Here is a 20,435-nt window from a genome sequence, read left to right as displayed (position 1 = left end):
CTTCTCATTAAATATGGTTAAGTGAATGAAACGATACTAAAAGCGGCAGAACCTTGTCCTGCCGCTTTTTATATATAGTCTGAAGTCGGAAAGTGTTAATTAACAATGGTTTATTAAATTACTTCCACTGATGAAAAATTTTGAAATGCAGGCTACCGTTGATGCCATTCTGGGGTTATACGAATCCTTTGGAGAGAGCACCGGTGAGCCCCACAATATCCTTGAACACTCCATTCAAGTAGCTCAGTTAGCCGAAGAAGAAGGCTATGATGATGAAGTTATACTGGCGGCTTTCTTCCATGACATCGGTTACTTATTACCCAACCATTCTTCCAATTCCAGACGCTCATACGGACAAATCGGCTCGGATTATTTGCGGGCCAATGGTTTTTCCGAGAAAGTAGTTCAGGTAGTGATCATGCAGACTGAAGCTCAGCGATACCTGGCCTGGAAGTTCCCCGAAAGAAAGTTTGAATCTCCTTTTAGTTCTCCCACCTACCCTGAGGTAATGTCCGAAAAGGAGGCTAAAGCATATGAGAAAAATCCTTATTTTTTCCTAAGCCTAAAAGTAAACGAATGGGATGTGAGCACCTTGAATATGCAGGCCGTTTGCGTTAACCTGGACCATTATCGCACCATTGCTCTTCGTCATTTGCAGGGTAATTTATCTTAAGTAACTACAGAGCATACGCATCGATAATTTACGTTACCCTTATAGAAACTATTGAACAGAGATTAAAACACCATTTACTGATTTTATAGTAACTTATGACTATAATAATAGAATAAAATTTAAAATACATATATAATTTGATATGGGTATAACTCATATAAAATATTCATTTGTTATATAATTAATTCTAATTAATGATTGATTAAAGAATGTATAAACATTTCTATTTTGATGGAATACTAATGGCTTGATCGCTTCCTGATTCGTAGGTATATCCTGGTGATGTTCGGAATAAAACTCAATTATTATCCAAAGAAAATTTAGGAGGATGCATTAGTTCTAAAATCTTATCTTTTTAAAAATAAGCTTGTACTTATAGCATCCATCGTTCGCCGAGAGCTTCTTCACTTCGCTTCCACAGCAATTGAGCATTGTAATCATTTACATCCTTATTTAAAATTCGGGCAGGTTTTGACTTGGAGAAATAACCGCCATTATACGATTCGGGCAAGTCTGCTGTGGCGAGGTAAATAGAAGTTTGAGCCCCTTCTTCGGTGGTAATCATGAAAGGACGTAAAAAGCCAAAACCGTACTTCCACCAATCCGTAAAATTTCGACCAAATTGAGTGTTCACTACGCCGGGATGCACCGCGTAGGCCGATACATTTTGTCCCTTTAAGCGATTCGCTAATGCTACGGTAAATAACAGATTAGCCAGTTTTCCGTCACCATAGGCTGACCAGATGTTCATTTTCGAATTATGCTTTAGGAAAAAACGACGGCTTTTTCCCATGGCATGAGCGGCGGAAGACAAGTTAATGATTCGTCCTTTTCCGCTGGCTTTTAGTAAATCAATAAGTTCGAGCGTAAGGAGGAAATGGCCTAGATGATTGGCAACAAAGCTTTTTTCGTAGCCATCGCGGGTGAATTCTAGCTGAGCTGGAGCGTACCCTGCATTATTAATGAGGCAATCCAGCCGATCGTATTTCTGATGGATTTGCTGGCAAACCTGCCGGATGGAATCCATGTTGGTTAAATCGGCGAAAAAAAGATCAATGCGGGCCTGAGGCGTTTTTTCCAGAATCTGTTTTCGGGCCTGTTCACCTTTCTCGCGTGAACGCACCAGAAAAATAAGATCAAATCCTTTGTGAGCAAGTGCCTGAGCCGTCGCCAGGCCTAAACCGGAGTTCGCCCCGGTAATAAGAGCAATAGTTGACATAACCTCTAAAATGATACGTTAAGGTTAGTAAAAAAAATTAGCCATGGCCCTAAAATAATAAACCCACCGTAGGAGGTGGGTTCGATACCGTGAGTTGGAGTAGTATAATTACAAATGCGGATACTGGTGTTTCAATCTTGACAAAACTTATTCACTTTTTGTTTCCATGGCTTTGCTACACAAGCAATTTTTTGGGAAGGGATGAAGGTTGATGATACAAAGCTGGGTCGATTTTTCTGGATTTGATTACGTAGAAATACCTGATTTGGCATTTTTTCTTTCTATAAATCACTAAAAGTTAGTAAATGAAAAGGGGAGGTACTATGTATTGCCTAGTTCTATCCATAAAATAGTCCGTTGATCCGTTTGCTTTAACCACCTGCCCCAATTGGCTTCACTGAAAGAGAAATTCTGCTGAATTTTGAATCAACAACAACGAAGCAAAAGTGCTTCATCATTCGACAACCACTGTTTAAACCCTATAGCCATGAACCGCTTAGAACGTATTCCCTCGCAAAAAATGATTGGTGGAGTAGCTGCCGGATTGGCTGCTTACCTGAACATTGATGTAGCCCTGGTTCGGGTACTGTTTGTTCTGGGAGCCATCTTTACTCATGCTCCTTTTATCATTGCCTATATCATTCTCTGGATTGCTTTACCCAAACGTCTGGACGGCACCTATGCTACGGAGTATACTACTTCCACACCACCTCAGCGAAGCAATAACAGCCGGGCCTGGGGGATTGTAGCGATCCTATTGGGTAGCATTTTCCTACTTGATGAATTTACCTGGTGGTTTAGCTGGCACAAATTCTGGCCTGTGCTCTTCATCGTAATCGGATTGTGCATCCTTTTCAAGGATCAGATTCGTGAAAAAATAGCGGAGTAAGTCTCATTTTAATCTTTAGAAAACAGGGTAACTTCCTCTCTATTGAAGTGTTACCCTGTTTCCATTTTGACTCCTCAGCCTATTCATTTTTCATTAACCAAAACTCTACGGATATGAAATCCTCGCGTGTCATTGTAGGTGCCTGCTTTATTGCTTTTGGCCTAATAAAATTGGGCGAAGAATTGGGGTTTTTTGATTTTGACTGGTCTGCCATCTGGCGTTACTGGCCCATTTTGCTGATTAGCTGGGGTGTCTGGATACTGGTTCGGGATAAGACGCAACCGCCCTATGATCCCCCTCTGGATCCGCCTACTTCCTATACGCATTTCCCGGAAGATCCGCAGGCTCCACAGCCCCCGCAGACTCCTGAAACGCCGCAAACACCTCATACTCCTCTCTAAGTCAATCAAACATACCTTAACTGCACGGCTTGTGCTTCTACGATATGAAACCCCAAAGTATAATAATCGGAGCCATCTTTATATTAGTCGGTTTTCTGTTTCTGGGCAGAAACATGGACTGGTTTGATTTTCACTTTAGCGAAATATTTCGTTTCTGGCCCTTACTGTTTGTAGTACTTGGACTGAACATGATCCTGGGAAAATCAAACAGAGCCGTTACGGTCATCGTATTAGTGCTGCTGGGTATTTGTATTCCCATTTTTATTGCGACAAAAGTACGGGATAAGGTAAGAGATGAGGTTACTATTGAAAGCTCCTGGAGCGACGATGACCACGAGGAAGAGGAGGACATTGAAGAATCGGTAGAATCGTACGGAGGGGGTAAACAATACCTGGCGGAACCGATGACGGATAGCATTGAATCGGCGACGTTTAGACTCGAAGGAGGGGCGGCAGAGTTTACAATGGGAACCACCGATAAAGAACTCGTGGAAGCGGACGGTAATCTTGATTTCGGAAATCTTTCGCTGAAGAGCATGAGCGGTAGTGGGTCGAACGAAGTAGTGCTTGCTATGAAAGGGAAAGGCAACTGGAAATTGAAAGAGCATACTCACAACGACGTAGCCATTCGCCTGAATCCTAAACCCGTTTGGGATCTGGATATGCAGGTAGGGGCGGGGAAGGTAGATTTTGACCTGACGCCTTTCAACGTTCAGAAAGTACGACTCAAAACTGGAGCCGCCGAAATGGAACTGAAGCTGGGCGATAGAGCAGACCTGGCCGATGTAGACGTAAACGCGGGCTTAGCAAGTATAAAGATTATGGTTCCCGAAGGTGTGGGGTGCCGCATTACCACAAACGGAGCCTTAACCGATAAAAAATTCAACGGTTTTGTTAGGGATGGAAATGAATACGAAACCTCAAACTATAACTCTGCTGCCAAAAAAATAAACATCAAATTCAACGGCGGAATCGCCGAATGGGAAGTGGAAAGGTATTAGCGTTTTGAGTTTAGTGTTTATAAGTTTTGAGTTTAGGGTATTCCATAAAAATAGGCCGTTAGATGATCTAACGGCCTTCTTCTTTTCAAAAATGCTAGGTATTTAACTCAAAACTCCCAACTCAAAACTTATTTGAGGGCTTTCATGATCCAGCCTCCGCCAATAACGTCGTCGCCTTCGTAGAAAACGGCGGCTTGGCCGGGGGCCAGGCCCGTTACGGGTTCATGGAAGCTTACTTCCATCTGATTTCCCGTTTGGGTAATGAGGGCGGGCGTTCCTTCGTGCTTGTAACGGATTTTCGTGATCGTTTCCATCGGTTGGGGAATCTCCGCATACTTTTGAAGATTCAACTGACTTACGATCATTCCTGTACGCTCCAGATCACGATCGCAACCCAATACTACTTCATTGGTATCCTTTTTGATTTCCGTAACGAAAGCAGGGTAGCCTAATGCAATGCCCAGTCCTTTTCGCTGTCCAATGGTATAAAAGGGGTAACCTTCGTGCTTACCTAATACTTTTCCCTCCTGATCGACGAAGTTACCACCGGCTACTTCCGCTTCGAGCGTAGGAATGCGGCGTTTGAGGAAACCACGGTAATCATTGTCAGGGACAAAGCAGATTTCGTAACTCTCGGCCTTGGTTGCTAATTCAAAAAAGCCACGTTCTTTTGCCATTTCCCGGATTTCACTCTTGCGGAAATTTCCCAGTGGGAGTTTCGTCCGCGAAAGGCTCTCCTGCGATACACCCCAGAGAACATAACTCTGATCTTTCCAGGTATCCAAACCTTTCGAAACGACGTGACGACCGTGCGACAGACCGCCATTTTCTTGCCTCAGGTTTGCATAATGGCCCGTGGCGATGAATTCGCAATCCAGCTTATCGGCCCGGCGAAGCAGAGCGTCCCATTTAATATGCGTATTGCAGAGCACACAGGGGTTTGGCGTGCGGCCTTCCAGGTATTCTCCCGTAAAGTGATCAATTACGTAATCTCCGAACTCATTGCGGATATCCAGAATATAGTGCGGAAAACCTAGCTGTACGGCCACATTGCGGGCATCATTAATACTATCGAGGCTACAGCAGCCGGTCTCTTTCTTCGTTCCCCCGGAACTGGCATAATCCCAGGTTTTCATCGTCATTCCGATGACTTCGTAGCCTTGTTCATGCAGCAGAACTGCTGCCAGTGAAGAATCAATGCCGCCACTCATGGCGACCAAAATACGTCCGTGTTTGCTCATGCGAATCGGCCAGGGTTCAAAGTCCTGCGATTAGTGGTTTAATATGGTGTGATGTGTAGTGTCATGTCCTGATTTTCAGTAGATTAGCAAAAGCATTACATCACATGAAATCAAGGAAAATCACGATTTGTTGTACCTATGTTGTACCAAATGACGATGTATATCTCAGAGGCACAAACTCAGTAGGTACGGAGTAACCACATTTTATAAAAATTAATTCACCTGCAAAGTTAATATTTTTATGGCCTCCTCGCTGAAAGTTGTTTTACGGAAGAAAGCCAATCAGGATGGAACATTTCCCTTGGCACTTCGCATTACAGTAAATCGAAAATCCTCGTTTATCTATCTAGGACAACATGTCAAAGAATCTGACTGGGATGAAAAGGCACAGAAAGTCAAGAAGTCACATCCTAACTCTACTCGTCTCAATAATTTGATTCTTCAAAAGAAAGCCGAGGTTAATGGCAAGATGTTGGAAATGGAAACCCAGCATAAATCTGTTTCTTCTGTTTCAGTACGTTCTCATGTCAAATCCACGAGCGGCACTTCATTTTTTGAGCAAGCAGAACAACATCTTGAAAACCTTCGTAAACATGGGAAATACAACCGAGTTAGTGCCGAAAAACCTCGCATCAAACATTTTCGGGAATTCCTTAAAAGCCAAGACATTGTCTTTACCGATATTACAATCCCTTTGCTAAATCGATTTAAAGCGTATTTAAAATCAACGCGGCGGATTACAGAACGAACTATTGTCAATCACTTGATCCTCATCCGTACCATCTACAACCAAGCCATTGCCGCAGGCCTAGTCGAGCCAAAGCATTATCCTTTTGGCAAAAACAAAGTAACGATCCGATTACCCGACTCTTTAAAAGTTGGTCTTACTCTGGAAGAGCTAAAATTGCTTGAAAATTTAGACCTTTCCTCTGCTCCTCGATATTGGACTCATGCTCGCAATGTCTGGTTGGTTTCGTTTTATTTCGCTGGCATGCGTGTTTCGGATGTACTGCGTCTCAAGCACATGGATTTTCACAATGCTCGACTGTATTACACAATGGGAAAAAATCTAAAAGCAGGCTCACTAAAAGTGCCCGAAAAAGCGTTGCGGATTCTTGAAACGTATCCTAAAGAAAGTAATCATGACTTGGTGTTTCCAGAATTACAGAAACTAGAAAGCTTGGAAGATCCTTATCTGGTACAAAGAGCAATAGCAACGGCTGTCAAGCGGTTAGATCGAAACTTGCAACTTCTTGCCAAGACGGCGGGCATTCAAAAAGATTTGACAATGCACATTGCCCGTCACACTTTTGGAAATCTCTCAGGAGAAAAAATCCCAATTCAGCTGCTACAAAAACTATATCGGCATACTTCTATAACGACGACTATCGGCTATCAAGGGAATTTTATTAATAAAGATGCCGATGATGCTTTAGATGCTGTTTTAGATTTATAATAAAAAAGCCGGATAGTCATTTTAGCTATCCGGCTTAAGTATATGTTGTATAAGTTCTCTGACTTTATCCTTATCGCGATCTGCGTCGCTTCTTTTGTAGGCTTTTTTGCCGAATATCTTTTTGCTCTTGTATAAGTTTTTTGAGTTCATCCTCAGCATTTGAATTCGCAGTAATATCATTTTCAAAGAATTGCAGAGCAAGCATGCGTTGCCGTTCAGTGCTATGCTCAGCGTTTTTAGTAGCTGTCATCTCATTTTTTGTCTGCTCAAAAGTTTCAAACGTAGTTTGCGTGTTTTCATTTATTATTCCCTTCGTCTTTTCATCAGCCTTATCAAATATATCCTGACTGGCTTCCATAAAAGCAGTAGCCGTCTTAACTTGTCTCTGTTTCTTTTCAGCGGCAGATAGAGAGGCTCCATCTGTTTGTTGATAATCCATCGGGCTGGCCTTTGATCCACTCTCTGCCTTTTGCCGCATGTGTTCGATAGCGTCTTTTTCAGATATGAGCTTAGCATGTCGTAATTGTTGCCTGACTTCTTTTATACGAACTCCCTTTAGCTGCCGTACCAGATCAAATGAACGTCCCTGCTCATCTACCACCATAAAGGGATGACGTGGTACACCTTCGGCAATAAGATAACCCTTTTCATGCACAGCTTTAATAAAATCAGCTCCTGTCTCGCTTTGCTGCCAAAGCAAAGTCAGGGCTTCTCTTAGTTCAGGGCGATGTGGATTACGATGCGGCGTTGGCTTTTGATCAAACACCTGCTCCATTTCTTTTCGAGCCCGATCCTGAGCCAGACGACTAAAGCGATGCGGAATAATCTTGCCTGTTTGATGATCGTAACGTTCAAAGACCACGTGAGCATGGGTTCGATCTTTCTTCGTATGTAAAACAATGATGCGTCGCTGGTTTTCCAGTCCTAAATGCCTGGCCAGAATATCGGTTGCCCGTCGCCAGGTTTCCGGTGTCATCCGTTTATCTTCTTGATAAGCCGGATTGATCTGAGCATGGTATAAGCCTTTGGTGGATCGCGTTAGCTCGCTTAACAGCGACATGCCCAGCAGTGTTTGATGCAGATACGTCTCATTGGCGTTTTGTCGCCCTGCCACGTCCAAAATCTGGACACGCTCATTGCCCTGTTTGGACGTAAGATAGTGAGCAAGTTGCTGACCGTTGCCACGAATATTACCGCGAATGACCATGACTTAAGAGGGTTAGAAGCTGGGCTGTCAACTCATCCAACGCCTCAAGCGTGGTCTGCATGGCCTCTTCGTGAATGCCCATCAGGTAGCCATTGCTATGATAGCGGTTGAGCGTGTGGGCAATCTGATTGACATTGCTTCCCACTTTTCCCAGTTCCGCCAATCCCTTTAGAAGGGATTCCCGTTCGGGGGTCGGAACCTGACGCAAGGGCTCGCTACCCATAGCCTTGAGCCGTAAAAAATCACTGGGGGTTACAGCCGCTTCTGCGGCTAGTTTCCAGATCCGCTGTTTTTCAGCGGACGTGACACGAACCCGAATGGTTAGGTCACGTTTCTGGTCACCCATTTTTTGCGGGCGAGCCATCATGCGTTAGTCAAAGGAGGGTTAAGGGAGGATTTTTTCGCCCTTACAAGAACGGTTTGGAAAGCTCGAAAACGATGTTTTTGTAGCTACAAACCACGTCTTGCAACAGCACTTACCAAGATAAGAATTTAGCCGTTTGAATAGCTAATTCTGAGCAATATTTTTTACGATAATCTTTTGATTTTTAGGGGTGTACGTTTGGATTGAATGATTTTCTTCTTATTTTTAGTTCGTTCAATCACCGCACCTTAAACACTTCATTGCCTCTATGGATCAGACCTATTCTGACGCAGCGTTTGAGCCCCCTCAAACAAAGCTCAATGTATGGTTTGGTGTCACCTCGGATGAAGTTGCTGAGCTTTTCCGGTTTCACCCCAACCCAGCCGCCCGCAATAAAGCGATCCTGTATCTGATCGGCATTTTCTTAACGCCCATTACCCTGACCGGAGCCCTGCTCGGCTACGTTCGATCCTATAATCGTTTTGTCAAACCCCTTGATGAATATCCCGAACTTTATCCGCTAAAGCCAATTGTTCGATTTGCAATGCTCATGGGAGCTTTACTGATTTGGGCAGCCTTGATTTTTTTCTCAATTCTACTGTTCCGAATCTTCGGCCTATCGCGGGCAACCGGCTACGTCCTTTTAATCTATACCAGTTTCAATCTGCTTCTATCCCTGATGGTGTTTACCGTCTTTCGCCGCTGGCAAATCGGTATCAATAACGCGATTGTAGAAGGCAATAGATTTGGCTCTGCCCGTTTTGCAAAAGCCAGTGAACTGGATGCCTATCGGCAAGATCCCGGCATTTATATTGGCGGGGGTTTTGTATTTAAAGACAAAGGGCACATTTTAACAGTTGCGGGTACACGCGGCGGCAAAGGAACGAACCTCATTATCCCCAATCTATTGGGTCTGACCAGCTATCAAGGTTCATGGGCCGTTATTGATCCCAAAGGGGAAAACGCAGCCATCACGGCTCGTTATCAACGCAGTACCGGCCGCAGAGTGATCATTCTCAATCCCTGGGGTTTATTGGCCGATCATATTGGGGAATCTGAATCCTATAACCCGCTCGATATTCTGGCTGATACTAGCAGTATTCATCTCGTCGACGATGCCCAGATGATCGCTGAAATGCTTGTCCCCATTGAGAAATCAGACAAGAACAAGTTCTTTACCGATACAGCCCGCTCGATTGTAACGGGCCTAATTATGCAGATTGCGACAACGCAGGAAGGCGAAAATCGGTCGCTGGCTACGCTGTGGCGATGGGCACGGCTGGCAGGGGATCAGTGGGATGAGCTGATTGCCCGCATGCGGCTTAACAATGATCCGGTCAATGGGGAGATTGTCCGCAATGCAGGTAACGAGATTGTCAAGCTCATGGAGGCTGGCGAAGAAACCTTTGGCAGTATTCTCTCTTCCGTTTTGCAAGCCACGGATTTTTTGAAAAGTCCAGCTTTGCAAAAAGCCCTGCAATCCGGTTTTGACCCTTCCAGTCTATCCGATGGCAACACGGCTCTTTATATCATTATCCCCGCTGATAAGCTGCAAAGCCATGCACGGTGGCTGAGGCTAATCGTAACCACCACTCTGCGGTCGGTCGTTCGAAAACCGAACAAAAGGGTAACGTTCCTTCTGGATGAGTTTGCAGCCCTTGGTTACCTGCCAGAAATTGAGACAGCTCTGAGTACCTATGCCGGGTTTGAAGTAACGGTCTGGCCGATCTTGCAATCGCTTATTCAGCTCAAAGGACAATACGGAGATAATTGGGAGACCTTTACGGCTAACACAGCGGTCCGGCAGTTTTTTTCAGTGAACGACAATTTTACAGCAGATTATGTGAGTGCCGCCATTGGGCAAACCTCTCATGTCATTACATCGAAAAGTTGGTTTGGCGTGAGTGATGCCAATGCGAATCCAAGGCCCTTAGTCACGCCCGATGAAGTCAGGCGTGGATCGGCTGATTATATGTTTGCGTTTCTTGGCGGAAATCCGCCAACAGTGTTTGCAAAACGGCCTTATTATCAAATAATAGACTTACAAAATAGAGCAAGCGAAAATCCGTATTTCAAAATATTATAAATCTTAACGTAAATAAAAACAGAGTAAATGAAATTACATATTTGAAAATATTTTAAGATTATTTATATTTGAAAACAACAATATAAACTTCATAACACCTATGTTTAAAAGAAGAATTGGCATTGATCCTCATGCTGAGGGAGGGGGCAGTGCAACATCTGAAAATTGCCCAGATATATGGGAACTAGAAGATGGCTCCTTTGCCATAATAGGAAAAAAAAGAACGATTGATTTAAAATCACACCTTCCTAAATCAGCTAGTTGTGGAGCAGATGAAGAAATTGTTGTAATTCCTAGAGTAACTTTATTAGCAGCAAAAAAGGATATACCAAATGAATAATCTAATTTCTACGAGTGAAATAATAAGTTTATCTGAGTACACGACAGTTGTAAAAGATTTTTACCGTCCGGCCTGGAAGTCTGTCTTGTCTCAAGTTCTTAAACTCGAGACAAGACAGACTTATATTGAAACAGGTAATTTAAGCTATGAATTAATGGCTAAAGGAGAGTTTAAAAAATCTATCGATCTTATACCATCAGTTCGAGAAAGCGATTATAACTTGTACAAAGATTTAAAAAATAGAAAAGTTGATTTTATAAGATGCCGCCCTGTACATTTACCTCTTACAAGTTACTTAAAATGGGAAATAGAGAATTACAAATTCAACTCTGAACATTGTGAAAGGATATTTTTTTTAGAGGAAAATATTCTGCTTGATATATTTAACAATATTGCCTTACATGATTTTGCTGTTTTTGATCATGACAAAGCTATCATTCTAGATTACAACAATATGGGAGAGTTCAAAGGTGGATGGATTGTTAATGATACAGCTCATATACTGAATTTAGTTCAACTATTTTCTATAATTAGATCTTATTCAATTGAGTTCTCTATTTTTCTAAAAAAATATTCCATTGAATGATGCCTTTGGTCAAATTTATGATGTAGTTAAACATTTAGTAAATTATCTGCATCAGCATAATATTTCTATTATTAAAGATATTGTAGTTCCTTCTATAGCTCTGGATAAAATAGTAGCTATTGTAGGATTGTATTATGTAATTAAGACCTTCAGATTTTCCAATAATCTATCAAAACTAAATTTCATAAGCCAACTTACTCAGAATCATAGAGAAATTTGGAGCCGTATAGTTGAAAAAGAATTAAATGAAAGAATTACAGATATTTCTGCGGATCCAAAAACTCTTACCAAGACTGAAAAAAGATATATTTTATATGTAATTCTACATATAAAAACTTCTTATCAAGCCCATATACTAAAAGTCAAAAGGTTAAGCCAAGAAGAAATAAAGGACATGGGTAACTTTTTAAATTATCCTCTTGCTAGCCAAACTTGGAATGAAGTAAAATATTGGCATGAAAAAAAATTTGTTAAATTTATAGAAGATGCTCAGTGCAAAGCCAAGCTAAATAAAACATCTAAAAAAAGGATTCTATTTTCTAAGTTTGCACGCTTTTTAAAGAAATAAGTACATAAATAGATATTTGCCTATAAGCAAACCCTGTTGTTAATATAGTAATACATACAATCTAATTAATCATAATTTAAAGTTAGGGAAGATGTCTGTAGGTAATTCTTAATGCGATTACTGACAATCCTCTTATTGTTATTGCTGTTAGTTGCTCACTAACCAATTAATTCTTTTTCCCATTCTTCTGCTTATTTGAGCTACTCCATCATGCATGATCCGCATGATTCAAAGCTGCTCGCCACTCCAAGCCAAAGCTTATTTTGGTCAAACTGATTATTTTCTTAATGATCAAGAATCTCCCGGCTATTTTTATGGACGATTAGCCGCTCGTTTGGGAATATCAAGTTTGGCTACCCGGCAGGTTTTTGCAGCCCTATGCGATAATCTTCATCCTCTTACGGCTAAACCCCTCACCCCACGCACCACTGAAAATCGGACTGTTGGCTATGATATCAGCTTTCATCCTCCGAAGTCCGTTTCTGTTTTGCACGTTTTAGCCCATGATGATCATATTCTAAAAGCTTTTCAGACCAGCGTTCAGGAAACTATGTTGGACGTTGAAAAGGACATGCAAACCCGCGTTCGGTGTAACGGGCAGGATGAAGACCGGAAAACCGAAGAACTGCTTTGGACAGAATTCATTCATCAAACCGCCAGACCCGTATCAGGCTTTGTGCCGGATATGCATTTGCATGCCCACTGCTTTACATTCAATGTGACGTGGGATTTAGTTGAACAGCGATTGAAAGCGGCTCAGTTCCGCGACATCAAACGGGATATGCCCTATTACCAAGCCCGATTTTATAAACGGCTTTCGGATCAGCTTATCCAACTTGGTTATCAGGTTCGACCCACCAAGCAATCCTTTGAAGTGGTCGGCGTTCCTCAAAACGTCATCCGTCTTTTCTCCAAACGGACGAGTTTAATTGAGCGATACGCGAAAGAGCATGGCATCACTAACGCTTTGGAGCTTGATCAACTGGGAGCACAGATCCGTAATAAAAAACAGAAAAGTTTATCCCTTTCTCAATTAAAGCAGGACTGGCGAGACCAGATCTTTGCTTTGGGCATGAGTGATGCGAGTGAAGGGAATGCCCCATTACGTTATGCCCCACCTCAACCCAAACCTGTATTATTGGCCAGTCAGTGTCTGGATCATGCGTTGGCCTTACGTCTGGAACGGGCCTCAGTCGTACAGGATCGCCGCATTTTGGCGACGGCCTATCAACATAGTCTCGGTCATCCTGACCTCACCCTTGAAATCATAACAGACGTATTCAAACGCGATGACCGGATTATAACGGTTATGGAACACGGCAAGCCTCTTTGTACCACTCGACAGGTGTTATCTGAAGAGCAACAGATGGTCAATTTTGCCCGCCAAGGCCAAGGAGCACTTATACCGCTCTATCGAAAGCCGCCTGCCCTTGAGCTGAAGGGTGAACAGGCTCAGGCCGTTAAGCATGTGTTGACGACCTGTAACCGCGTTTCGATTATTCAGGGGCGAGCCGGAACTGGTAAGACCACACTCATGAAAGAGGCTGTTCGCTTCATTGAACAATCAGGCAAAAAGGTCATTCTCACAGCCCCGACAGCTCAGGCTTCACGGGGTGTATTGCAAAGCGAAGGCTTTGAAGCCGAAACCGTTGCAAAACTTCTATCCAACTCTCAACTGCAAGCTCAATTGAAGGATAACGTTCTATGGGTGGATGAAGCAGGTCTATTGGGTACAAAGGATATGAGCGCCTTGCTGGAACTAACCATCAAACAGAATGCCCGGTTGATTTTAAGTGGTGATACTCGTCAACATGCCCCCGTCCTTAGAGGAGATGCATTGCGTATATTAAATACAGTTGCAGGTATTCCGTCAGCTCAAGTCAGCCAGATTTTCCGGCAGAAACAGCCTCTGTATCGAGAAGCCGTCCAGCAATTGTCAGAAGGCCATATTAAACAAGCGTTCGAGCGGCTGGGGGAGCTCAAGGCTCTTAATGTCATTGATCCACTGACAGGCTTTGAGCCTTTAGCGAAAGCCTATGTGGAGGTCATACAAACAGGTAAGACGGCCTTGGCTATTTGTCCCACCCATCAGCAAGGGGTTTTCGTAACAGATGCGATCCGGCAACGATTGCGGGACGTGGGACGAATAAGTGAGAAAGAATATTTAATACCACAACTCATCAACCAATCCTCGACTGAAGCAGAAAAAAAAGATTGCCGCTCTTATCAAAGAGGCCAGACTATTCAATTTAATCAAACGGTAGGCAATATTCGCCGGGGTGCTCGTTGCGTCGTAAAAACGATCAGTAATTTAAATGTAGAGATTGCACAGGAAAACGGTGACATCAGCCTGCTCCCTCTGGAAAGTAGTTCGCAATTTGAGGTTTATCAAAATGCTACTCTTTCCCTGAGTGTTGGCGATCAAATCCGCATTACACGTAACAGTAAAACGCATCGACTTTACAACGGCCAAATGCTAGAAGTGATCGGTATTTCTGAAACAGGCGATATTCAGGTCAAGAACAGGACTAGTAAACTTGTTTACACCCTGCCTCGTGATTTCGGCCATATCAGCCATGCCTATTGTTTGACCTCGCATGCTTCACAGGGAAAAACTGTAGATGAGATCTTCATCGCTCAGCCAGCCGCCAGCTTCGTAGCGACGAACCTCAATCAGTTTTACGTATCAGTGTCACGAGCACGTCATCGTGTTCATATCTACACGGATGACATAGACGGATTGATAAATCAATCCGCTCAAGCGGGTGACCGAACCTCCGCATTAGAATTATTAGCTAGACCTATCCACGAACAGGTTGAGCAAGTGGTTCGTCAACAACAATTGAACCAAGGCAAACTGCAAAAACAAAGCCCAGTAAACCCGTCAGAGCAATCGTCTTTGAAAGGATTGGTGCATGTCGCCAAACTCAGACTTTAAAACCAATTTGGTATCATGCCTTGATAGTGATGTTACTGAAGAGGAAACGAATGCATGGCCTTCCATTGAACTCCATCATCCCGATGAGCGGGTTCGCAATGTATGCTTTTGTTTAAACTCTGGCCGAAAAGCATTTTTCAACTATGCTTATTTAGCTAGAGTTGATCTTATCCCTCACAATGATCATCAAATGATGACGTTACATTTTAGTTCGTATCAAGTTGAATTAAAAGGATACCCACTTAATGCACTCTTTGATTTGTTTATGGATCATTTACCTAAGAATATCCATATAATATCTCCCCGGTATGAATTTAACAATCAACCTCATGTTACTGATATAGTTGTGAAATAATTTACATAATAGGAATTTATAGTTGCTCTATAGAAGATATAAATAGCAAATTATAAAAAATATTATACCTTTAAAATACCCATTAATAGGTATACAAAATATTTACACATAAGTATTAATAACATAAATAATATATTTTAAATTTCCCTCATTAAAAATGTCATTCATTATACATAAATATTTTATCCTTACTTCATTTTAAGGACTACTAAATGATAATTTAACCAAAATAAAAATATCTATGAAAACAAATACTCTTATAGAAATCATTACCATTATTCTATCTATTAGTATATCTACTGAACGCATTGTTACAGTAGCAAAAACGATTTGGCCTGAATTTTTAGATAATGAAAAGACAACTCCTAGTGGTCAACTGGATAAAGTAGCAGATAAGCGTCGAAGGATTTCCGTACAATTAATAGCTTTTATAGGTGCATGGTTTTTAGCTAGCTTTATAAATAAAGAAAATAAACTAAATTTTTTTGGTGATGTTTATTTTTTATCTGAAAACATAAAAATTCCTTCTTTTATTATTGGAATTCTTGCAACCGGAGGTTCAACTTTTTGGAGCAGCATTTTAGGTATTATAAAAGCAAATAAAGAAATTAAAAATCAACATATCGTTGAAAATAGAATTAGTACAATTGAAAAAAATAATATTATATCACTAGAAAATGATATAAAATCTGACGAAGTACTTTCAAAAATTATAGCAATCAATTCACCTACACATATTCCTAGTTAGTTGAACCTGTAAAATTTTAAAAATATGTCTTCTAATCCAATAAATATAAAGCTCAGCCAAGATCCAATTAGCATTAAAATTCATATTCCTAATACCCCACAATTAACTGCTGGAAAAGTATTTCAGTTCAATCCAGATAACTCACGGTGGTTTAGTATAGGGTTATTTAATAACCACCCGAATAATTCCAATATGAAACTTCTCTTGGGGATGCCTGATAAACTTAACAAGACTTACTTTTTTATAAACGGGATAGTATTTCATTTTCAAGATAGTACACCATCTAGTTTCCAAGTAATTATTGAAATTTTTCAAGGTCAAAAAAGTATTTATCAAATTTCTCCTCAAGATGGAGGATCTGGAATGATCAAAGATACCGACATCTTTTACACGTTTGAATTTCAATTGATTATATCATGAAAAATATATACGCAATCTGGTTATCATTATTGGCTACTACATTGTCAAATACATTACTTTTAGCTCAAGCGTCCAAAGAGGATGTTTCAAAAATAGTAAATACTGTATCCTATGGAGTGCCTACATCCCCTGCATTTGAGCTCTTACCAGGAAAAACATCTGAAGTAGTTAACCTTAGCACACCGCAAGATTTTGCTACTCAAATTCCGAGTATTTACGATGGAAAGAAATTAAAAACCGGAACAGCTTTTGACCTTCGTATATTTACATTAATACCTACTAAAAAATCATTTTCTCTTACAGATTATCAAGAAAATAAAGGTAAAAGAGCTTTATGGAGGAGTGTATTTTCATTAGGCACGGCTTCTGACCAGGATATAAAAAATGACGCATTGCTCAGCTGTGGAATTCGAATTCCTATTTTAGATAAAAGCGACCCGAGAGCAAATAGTAGCTTCCTTTCAGAACTAATAAATCTTTATAATAATATTAATATACCTTTAGAAGGCATCCCTGGATCTATTGACGGAAAAAATTACAATGAACTTATAGTGAAAGCATTAAGTAAAGGGCTAGACTCTATACGAAATAGTTATTTTAAAAGAATGTGGAATGCAGAGAAGTTTGATGTAGGTCTTGCATATATGTTACGAGCAAAAAGCAGCATCCTTACATCAGATAGTATTAAAAGTGATAAATACGGCTTATGGGCCGCATATGGTCGTCCTCTTTTTCATTCACTTGGACAAATAACTATTAGTGGAAAAATCACTCGTAGCTTCAATCAAGTCAATTCAGAATTAGAGCAAAGCCGATATGTCGTAGGAGCTAGGGCAAGATTTTTCCCTGGTATAGCTAATAATCGTTTAGCAGCTTCCATTGAATTTGCTAATATCTGGTCAGACTATCAAGGTTCTCATCTAAATGAAAATTGGAGACATACAGCAATTTTAGTTGAATACCATTTACCTGTACTAAAAGGATGGCTTGGTATAGCATATGGTGGAGATACTCCTCATCGAACTAATTCGGGAAGTAAATTTTCTTTAAGTTATGCTATTTATACAAATCAACTTATAAAAAAATAATTCATCCATTAATCAAGTAATATATTTATCCGTATTCATAAACAAACTATTTAATACTTTAACTTATAAAAGAATAATAAGTTCTTATTTTAAGCAGAGAAAGGTTTTTATCTGAAAAATATTATTCATATCTCAAAATAATAAAATACAAGATTAGGTATATAAATAAGTTTTCCAGATAGATCTAATTTCCAAGTTATTACTAAATAACGTACATCTTAGTGGCTATTATAGCTTGGTGGTTATGAGTTAAAGTAACTCTAATTGCATTTTTAGATAATCTTATCTTTGGTTGTCATTTCAGTAATCATCATCTATCACCTTTCATAGTGTAATGTTGATGAACGCAACCAAAGCACCACTTATAGATGAGAAAAAATTAATACGCTCTGTCTATTTTTTTAGCATGCTAAGAGCCTCTTGCAATAAAGTCGTCACAAGAGAGATATTAACAGTAGTCCAACAATGGAGCTTATAGTGTCATCAATATTTAAGGTAACATTATAAAAGATCCAACGACTGCGGATACCTCATTGATCAACTTTCCTTGCCTCCACTAGCTTAAGGTAAGCAGTTGCAGATGGTGAAGATATTCAGCAGCTTTCTGTGCGTGCGAGGCTGCTTGAACTATAAAGCGTTTATCCTGCTTTAGTACCTCTAACCAAGATTGAATGTAAGCCGCATGCTGGCTCTCCGGCATGGGTTCAAAGCCTAAATCCGCCGCCAGAAAACAGGCCCCAAGTTCAGCAACCAATTCTTCTTTGGCGTAGCCCGCATCGCCATAGCTTTTACGGCCCATATCCCGATTCAGGCGATTGGGGTGACGAGTCCAGTGAGTGATTTCATGGGCCAGTACAGCGTAGTAGCTTTCGATGCTTTCAAAGCTTTCAAGGGGCGGCATTTGCACCCGATCCGTCGTAATCGAGTACGAAGCCTGCGTACCCGTATAAATATCCGCTTTGGTTTCAGCGAAGAAGCGATCCAAGGTTTTATTGCGAGCCACTGTAGACGTTTCTTTCAGCGGTGGTGTGGCATAGAAGTGTTCTGCCAACCCTTCTATTTGCTGGGCATTGAAAACTGTATATGATTTTAAAAACGGAATGGAACGGGTCGTGATGTCTCCCGAGGCATCTTCTTCCTCCCGCGTCATGGTGTTAGCATACACTACGAGTGATCCTTTCTCACCTTTTCGAACATTGGCTTTTAATTCCAAAGCTTGTTTGAACGTCATCCAGTAGGGAGATACATATCCTTTTTCAGCGGCAGTGCTCCAAAGTAACAACGTGTTGATACCCGTGTAGGGCTCTTGGTTCCAACGCAAAGGCCGCCTGATGTGACAGCTCAAGTGCTCAGCATTCCAAGGCTTACGCCAGGTAAGCTGCCCTTGCTCTAAATCCGTCATGATTTTACTGGTAATGCGGGCGTAAAGATCATTGGTTGGAGGGGATGAATCATTGGCTTGATGCGAAGAAACGGAAGGTGACGTATGAGTCATCAGGAAAGCTCCATGTCATCTGTTTTATGAAAGGATCGTTATCTGCTGATATGCCGCTTTGAGCAATCAGACTTGCTGGCTTAATTTAGAAAGATGCCACCGATGTACATCCAAGTGCGGAACATAGATACCATTCATAGTTTTATGCGTAAGATTTGTAATGGAACGAATGGTTGATGAAAGATACGATGTTGCGTTTCTTCCAGCAGGCGTATTATCCATCCATGAATATAAAGTTTGATATTCGTAGTGATTTAAATAAGAAGATATCTGTTTCAAACAGGAGTATGCATTTATTACAATGCAGTCAGCTTGAAAAGGTTGTCCATTTCGGGTTACTGCTGAGAGATAATCCCAAAAGCTTTTAAACACATGGATGTTTACAGGTTTCGGAGTCTTACCGCGTATGAAAGAAAGTGATTTAGGACGTAAGCACCCTTTAAAAAACGGATTCCTAACTTCATACCCACCGTCTTCATTGACAAATCCTACGGCAAAGAAATTTTTACGGTTATTCTTATTAAGTATGTAGAGTTGTGTTAAATAGGTTTGGGCAACTGTTAAAGGTATACCTTGCTTTTCAAGATAGTGGATGAGTCCTAAGTGTTCGATGCTTCGCTTTGATTTTAAGATGAGTTGATTATCCTCCTTTTGTTCGACCGTTGAATCCAAGGGAAAGGATATGATTTTATGCTTCGGGGTCTGTGCCATATTTTCAACCCAACGCAATGCATCTGATAAAGTAAAAGATTCGTTTTGCATTTTTAGATACAAGCAAACGAAGTCAATTAGCTGACCTCCCTTTTCGATAGTGTGGTCGTACCATTCATTCCGCTCTAAATCCACTTTCAAAGTTGGTACTCTCTTGGAGTGAAAAGGCGATGGATAAATAGCTTCGTGTAGGGTAGTGCTTTTAGGAAAAAGGTTTAGCTTGTCTAAAATAACAGACATAGGTATTGTATTCGCATGTTCTTTGTCCATGACGATCTCCGCAAGACGTAGGGTGGATAGAGGATTAGGGAAAGCACAGGTTTTCTGAGAACTTGTCTTTCCCGTTTTTTATGAACAGAGTCGATCTTGTACAAATTGATCAAGATCGGAAAGTCGATAGCGAATGGTTCGACCAATTCGGATCGGCTTTAAATCATAGCGTTTCGTACAATCCCAAACCGCTAATGTCCCAGGTGAAACCCTTAAATATTTTGCTGCCGCTCTTCGATCCAGCAAGGGCTCAGGAACAGGCACTTTTTTTGTCGTAGGCATTTATCAAGTATCCTCCTCAAAGGGAAAAATGTAACTGGAAATAATCAGTTCCGTTACAGAATAAGCAGGTACAGGATTTCATCACAGAATGTCAATT

At 41.1% G+C, this 20,435-nt stretch carries 21 protein-coding genes; 14 read left to right on the top strand and 7 right to left on the bottom strand.

What is annotated here, in order from left to right:
* Window positions 1-130: 130 nt before the first annotated feature.
* On the top strand, window positions 131-673 hold the full coding sequence (locus QE390_RS03520) for an HD domain-containing protein (protein WP_307141124.1): 543 nt from the start codon (window positions 131-133) through the stop codon (window positions 671-673).
* 373 nt (window positions 674-1,046) lie between these two features.
* On the opposite strand, the gene QE390_RS03515 is transcribed toward QE390_RS03520, so the two are convergent.
* On the bottom strand, window positions 1,047-1,892 hold the full coding sequence (locus QE390_RS03515; RefSeq protein WP_307141123.1) for an SDR family NAD(P)-dependent oxidoreductase: 846 nt from the start codon (window positions 1,890-1,892) through the stop codon (window positions 1,047-1,049).
* A gap of 487 nt (window positions 1,893-2,379) precedes the next feature.
* On the opposite strand from QE390_RS03515, the gene QE390_RS03510 reads away from it, so the two are divergent.
* The 3 genes from QE390_RS03510 to QE390_RS03500 all read left to right on the top strand — a co-directional run bounded on the left by QE390_RS03510 (window position 2,380) and on the right by QE390_RS03500 (window position 4,183).
* Complete coding sequence (locus QE390_RS03510; RefSeq protein WP_307141122.1) at window positions 2,380-2,781, top strand: PspC domain-containing protein; 402 nt, start codon at window positions 2,380-2,382, stop codon at window positions 2,779-2,781.
* Between the two features lie 113 nt (window positions 2,782-2,894).
* Window positions 2,895-3,182, top strand: coding sequence for a LiaI-LiaF-like domain-containing protein (locus tag QE390_RS03505; RefSeq protein WP_106635389.1), 288 nt, complete (start codon window positions 2,895-2,897; stop codon window positions 3,180-3,182).
* 44 nt (window positions 3,183-3,226) lie between these two features.
* Window positions 3,227-4,183, top strand: coding sequence for a LiaI-LiaF-like domain-containing protein (locus QE390_RS03500; protein WP_307141121.1), 957 nt, complete (start codon window positions 3,227-3,229; stop codon window positions 4,181-4,183).
* A gap of 128 nt (window positions 4,184-4,311) precedes the next feature.
* Here the strand turns inward: QE390_RS03500 and mnmA are convergent, their stop codons facing one another.
* The gene (gene mnmA / locus QE390_RS03495; protein WP_307141120.1) at window positions 4,312-5,424 is read right to left on the bottom strand and encodes a tRNA 2-thiouridine(34) synthase MnmA; all 1,113 of its coding nucleotides are present in this window, start codon (window positions 5,422-5,424) and stop codon (window positions 4,312-4,314) included.
* A gap of 241 nt (window positions 5,425-5,665) precedes the next feature.
* Here mnmA and QE390_RS03490 point away from each other — a divergent pair, with 241 nt between their 5' ends.
* Window positions 5,666-6,880: a site-specific integrase gene (locus tag QE390_RS03490; protein ID WP_307141119.1), complete on the top strand. Its 1,215-nt coding sequence runs from the start codon at window positions 5,666-5,668 to the stop codon at window positions 6,878-6,880.
* Between the two features lie 70 nt (window positions 6,881-6,950).
* On the opposite strand, the gene QE390_RS03485 is transcribed toward QE390_RS03490, so the two are convergent.
* Both QE390_RS03485 and mobC read right to left on the bottom strand, forming a co-directional pair.
* Complete coding sequence (locus tag QE390_RS03485; protein ID WP_307141118.1) at window positions 6,951-8,087, bottom strand: relaxase/mobilization nuclease domain-containing protein; 1,137 nt, start codon at window positions 8,085-8,087, stop codon at window positions 6,951-6,953.
* Entirely contained in the window at window positions 8,071-8,454 is a 384-nt protein-coding gene (gene mobC, locus QE390_RS03480) for a plasmid mobilization relaxosome protein MobC (RefSeq protein WP_307141117.1), read from the bottom strand. Before mobC ends, QE390_RS03485 begins: the two co-directional genes overlap by 17 nt.
* Before the next feature lie 265 nt (window positions 8,455-8,719).
* Between mobC and QE390_RS03475 the strand changes: the two genes are divergently transcribed.
* The 9 genes from QE390_RS03475 to QE390_RS03435 all read left to right on the top strand — a co-directional run bounded on the left by QE390_RS03475 (window position 8,720) and on the right by QE390_RS03435 (window position 17,580).
* Entirely contained in the window at window positions 8,720-10,537 is a 1,818-nt protein-coding gene (locus QE390_RS03475; RefSeq protein ID WP_307141116.1) for a type IV secretory system conjugative DNA transfer family protein, read from the top strand.
* A gap of 100 nt (window positions 10,538-10,637) precedes the next feature.
* The gene (locus QE390_RS03470) at window positions 10,638-10,877 is read left to right on the top strand and encodes a hypothetical protein (RefSeq protein ID WP_307141115.1); all 240 of its coding nucleotides are present in this window, start codon (window positions 10,638-10,640) and stop codon (window positions 10,875-10,877) included.
* Window positions 10,870-11,463: a DUF6879 family protein gene (locus tag QE390_RS03465; protein WP_307141114.1), complete on the top strand. Its 594-nt coding sequence runs from the start codon at window positions 10,870-10,872 to the stop codon at window positions 11,461-11,463. The genes QE390_RS03470 and QE390_RS03465 overlap by 8 nt, the downstream gene beginning before the upstream one ends.
* The gene (locus QE390_RS03460; RefSeq protein WP_307141113.1) at window positions 11,456-12,031 is read left to right on the top strand and encodes a hypothetical protein; all 576 of its coding nucleotides are present in this window, start codon (window positions 11,456-11,458) and stop codon (window positions 12,029-12,031) included. Before QE390_RS03465 ends, QE390_RS03460 begins: the two co-directional genes overlap by 8 nt.
* A gap of 214 nt (window positions 12,032-12,245) precedes the next feature.
* The gene (gene mobF, locus QE390_RS03455) at window positions 12,246-14,969 is read left to right on the top strand and encodes a MobF family relaxase (protein ID WP_307141112.1); all 2,724 of its coding nucleotides are present in this window, start codon (window positions 12,246-12,248) and stop codon (window positions 14,967-14,969) included.
* A complete protein-coding gene (locus QE390_RS03450; RefSeq protein ID WP_307141111.1) occupies window positions 14,947-15,324 on the top strand; it encodes a hypothetical protein in 378 nt (125 codons plus the stop codon). The genes mobF and QE390_RS03450 overlap by 23 nt, the downstream gene beginning before the upstream one ends.
* Window positions 15,325-15,565: 241 nt before the next feature.
* Window positions 15,566-16,072 (top strand): hypothetical protein, encoded by a 507-nt coding sequence (locus tag QE390_RS03445; protein ID WP_307141110.1) that lies wholly within the window; start codon window positions 15,566-15,568, stop codon window positions 16,070-16,072.
* Window positions 16,073-16,096: 24 nt separating this feature from the next.
* Complete coding sequence (locus QE390_RS03440) at window positions 16,097-16,492, top strand: hypothetical protein (RefSeq protein WP_307141109.1); 396 nt, start codon at window positions 16,097-16,099, stop codon at window positions 16,490-16,492.
* A complete protein-coding gene (locus tag QE390_RS03435; RefSeq protein ID WP_307141108.1) occupies window positions 16,489-17,580 on the top strand; it encodes a hypothetical protein in 1,092 nt (363 codons plus the stop codon). Before QE390_RS03440 ends, QE390_RS03435 begins: the two co-directional genes overlap by 4 nt.
* A 556-nt stretch (window positions 17,581-18,136) precedes the next feature.
* On the opposite strand, the gene QE390_RS03430 is transcribed toward QE390_RS03435, so the two are convergent.
* The 3 genes from QE390_RS03430 to QE390_RS03420 form a co-directional block, all read right to left on the bottom strand.
* Complete coding sequence (locus QE390_RS03430) at window positions 18,137-19,075, bottom strand: ArdC family protein (RefSeq protein ID WP_307141107.1); 939 nt, start codon at window positions 19,073-19,075, stop codon at window positions 18,137-18,139.
* Between the two features lie 66 nt (window positions 19,076-19,141).
* Window positions 19,142-20,026: a hypothetical protein gene (locus QE390_RS03425; protein WP_307141106.1), complete on the bottom strand. Its 885-nt coding sequence runs from the start codon at window positions 20,024-20,026 to the stop codon at window positions 19,142-19,144.
* Window positions 20,027-20,134: 108 nt separating this feature from the next.
* Window positions 20,135-20,338 (bottom strand): helix-turn-helix domain-containing protein, encoded by a 204-nt coding sequence (locus tag QE390_RS03420; RefSeq protein ID WP_307141105.1) that lies wholly within the window; start codon window positions 20,336-20,338, stop codon window positions 20,135-20,137.
* Window positions 20,339-20,435 lie beyond the last annotated feature (97 nt).

The organism is Siphonobacter sp. SORGH_AS_1065 (assembly GCF_030818595.1).
Taxonomy (GTDB): domain Bacteria; phylum Bacteroidota; class Bacteroidia; order Cytophagales; family Spirosomataceae; genus Siphonobacter.
Note: the sequence above shows the minus strand (reverse complement) of the source record. Positions and strands in the feature narration are given on the sequence as shown.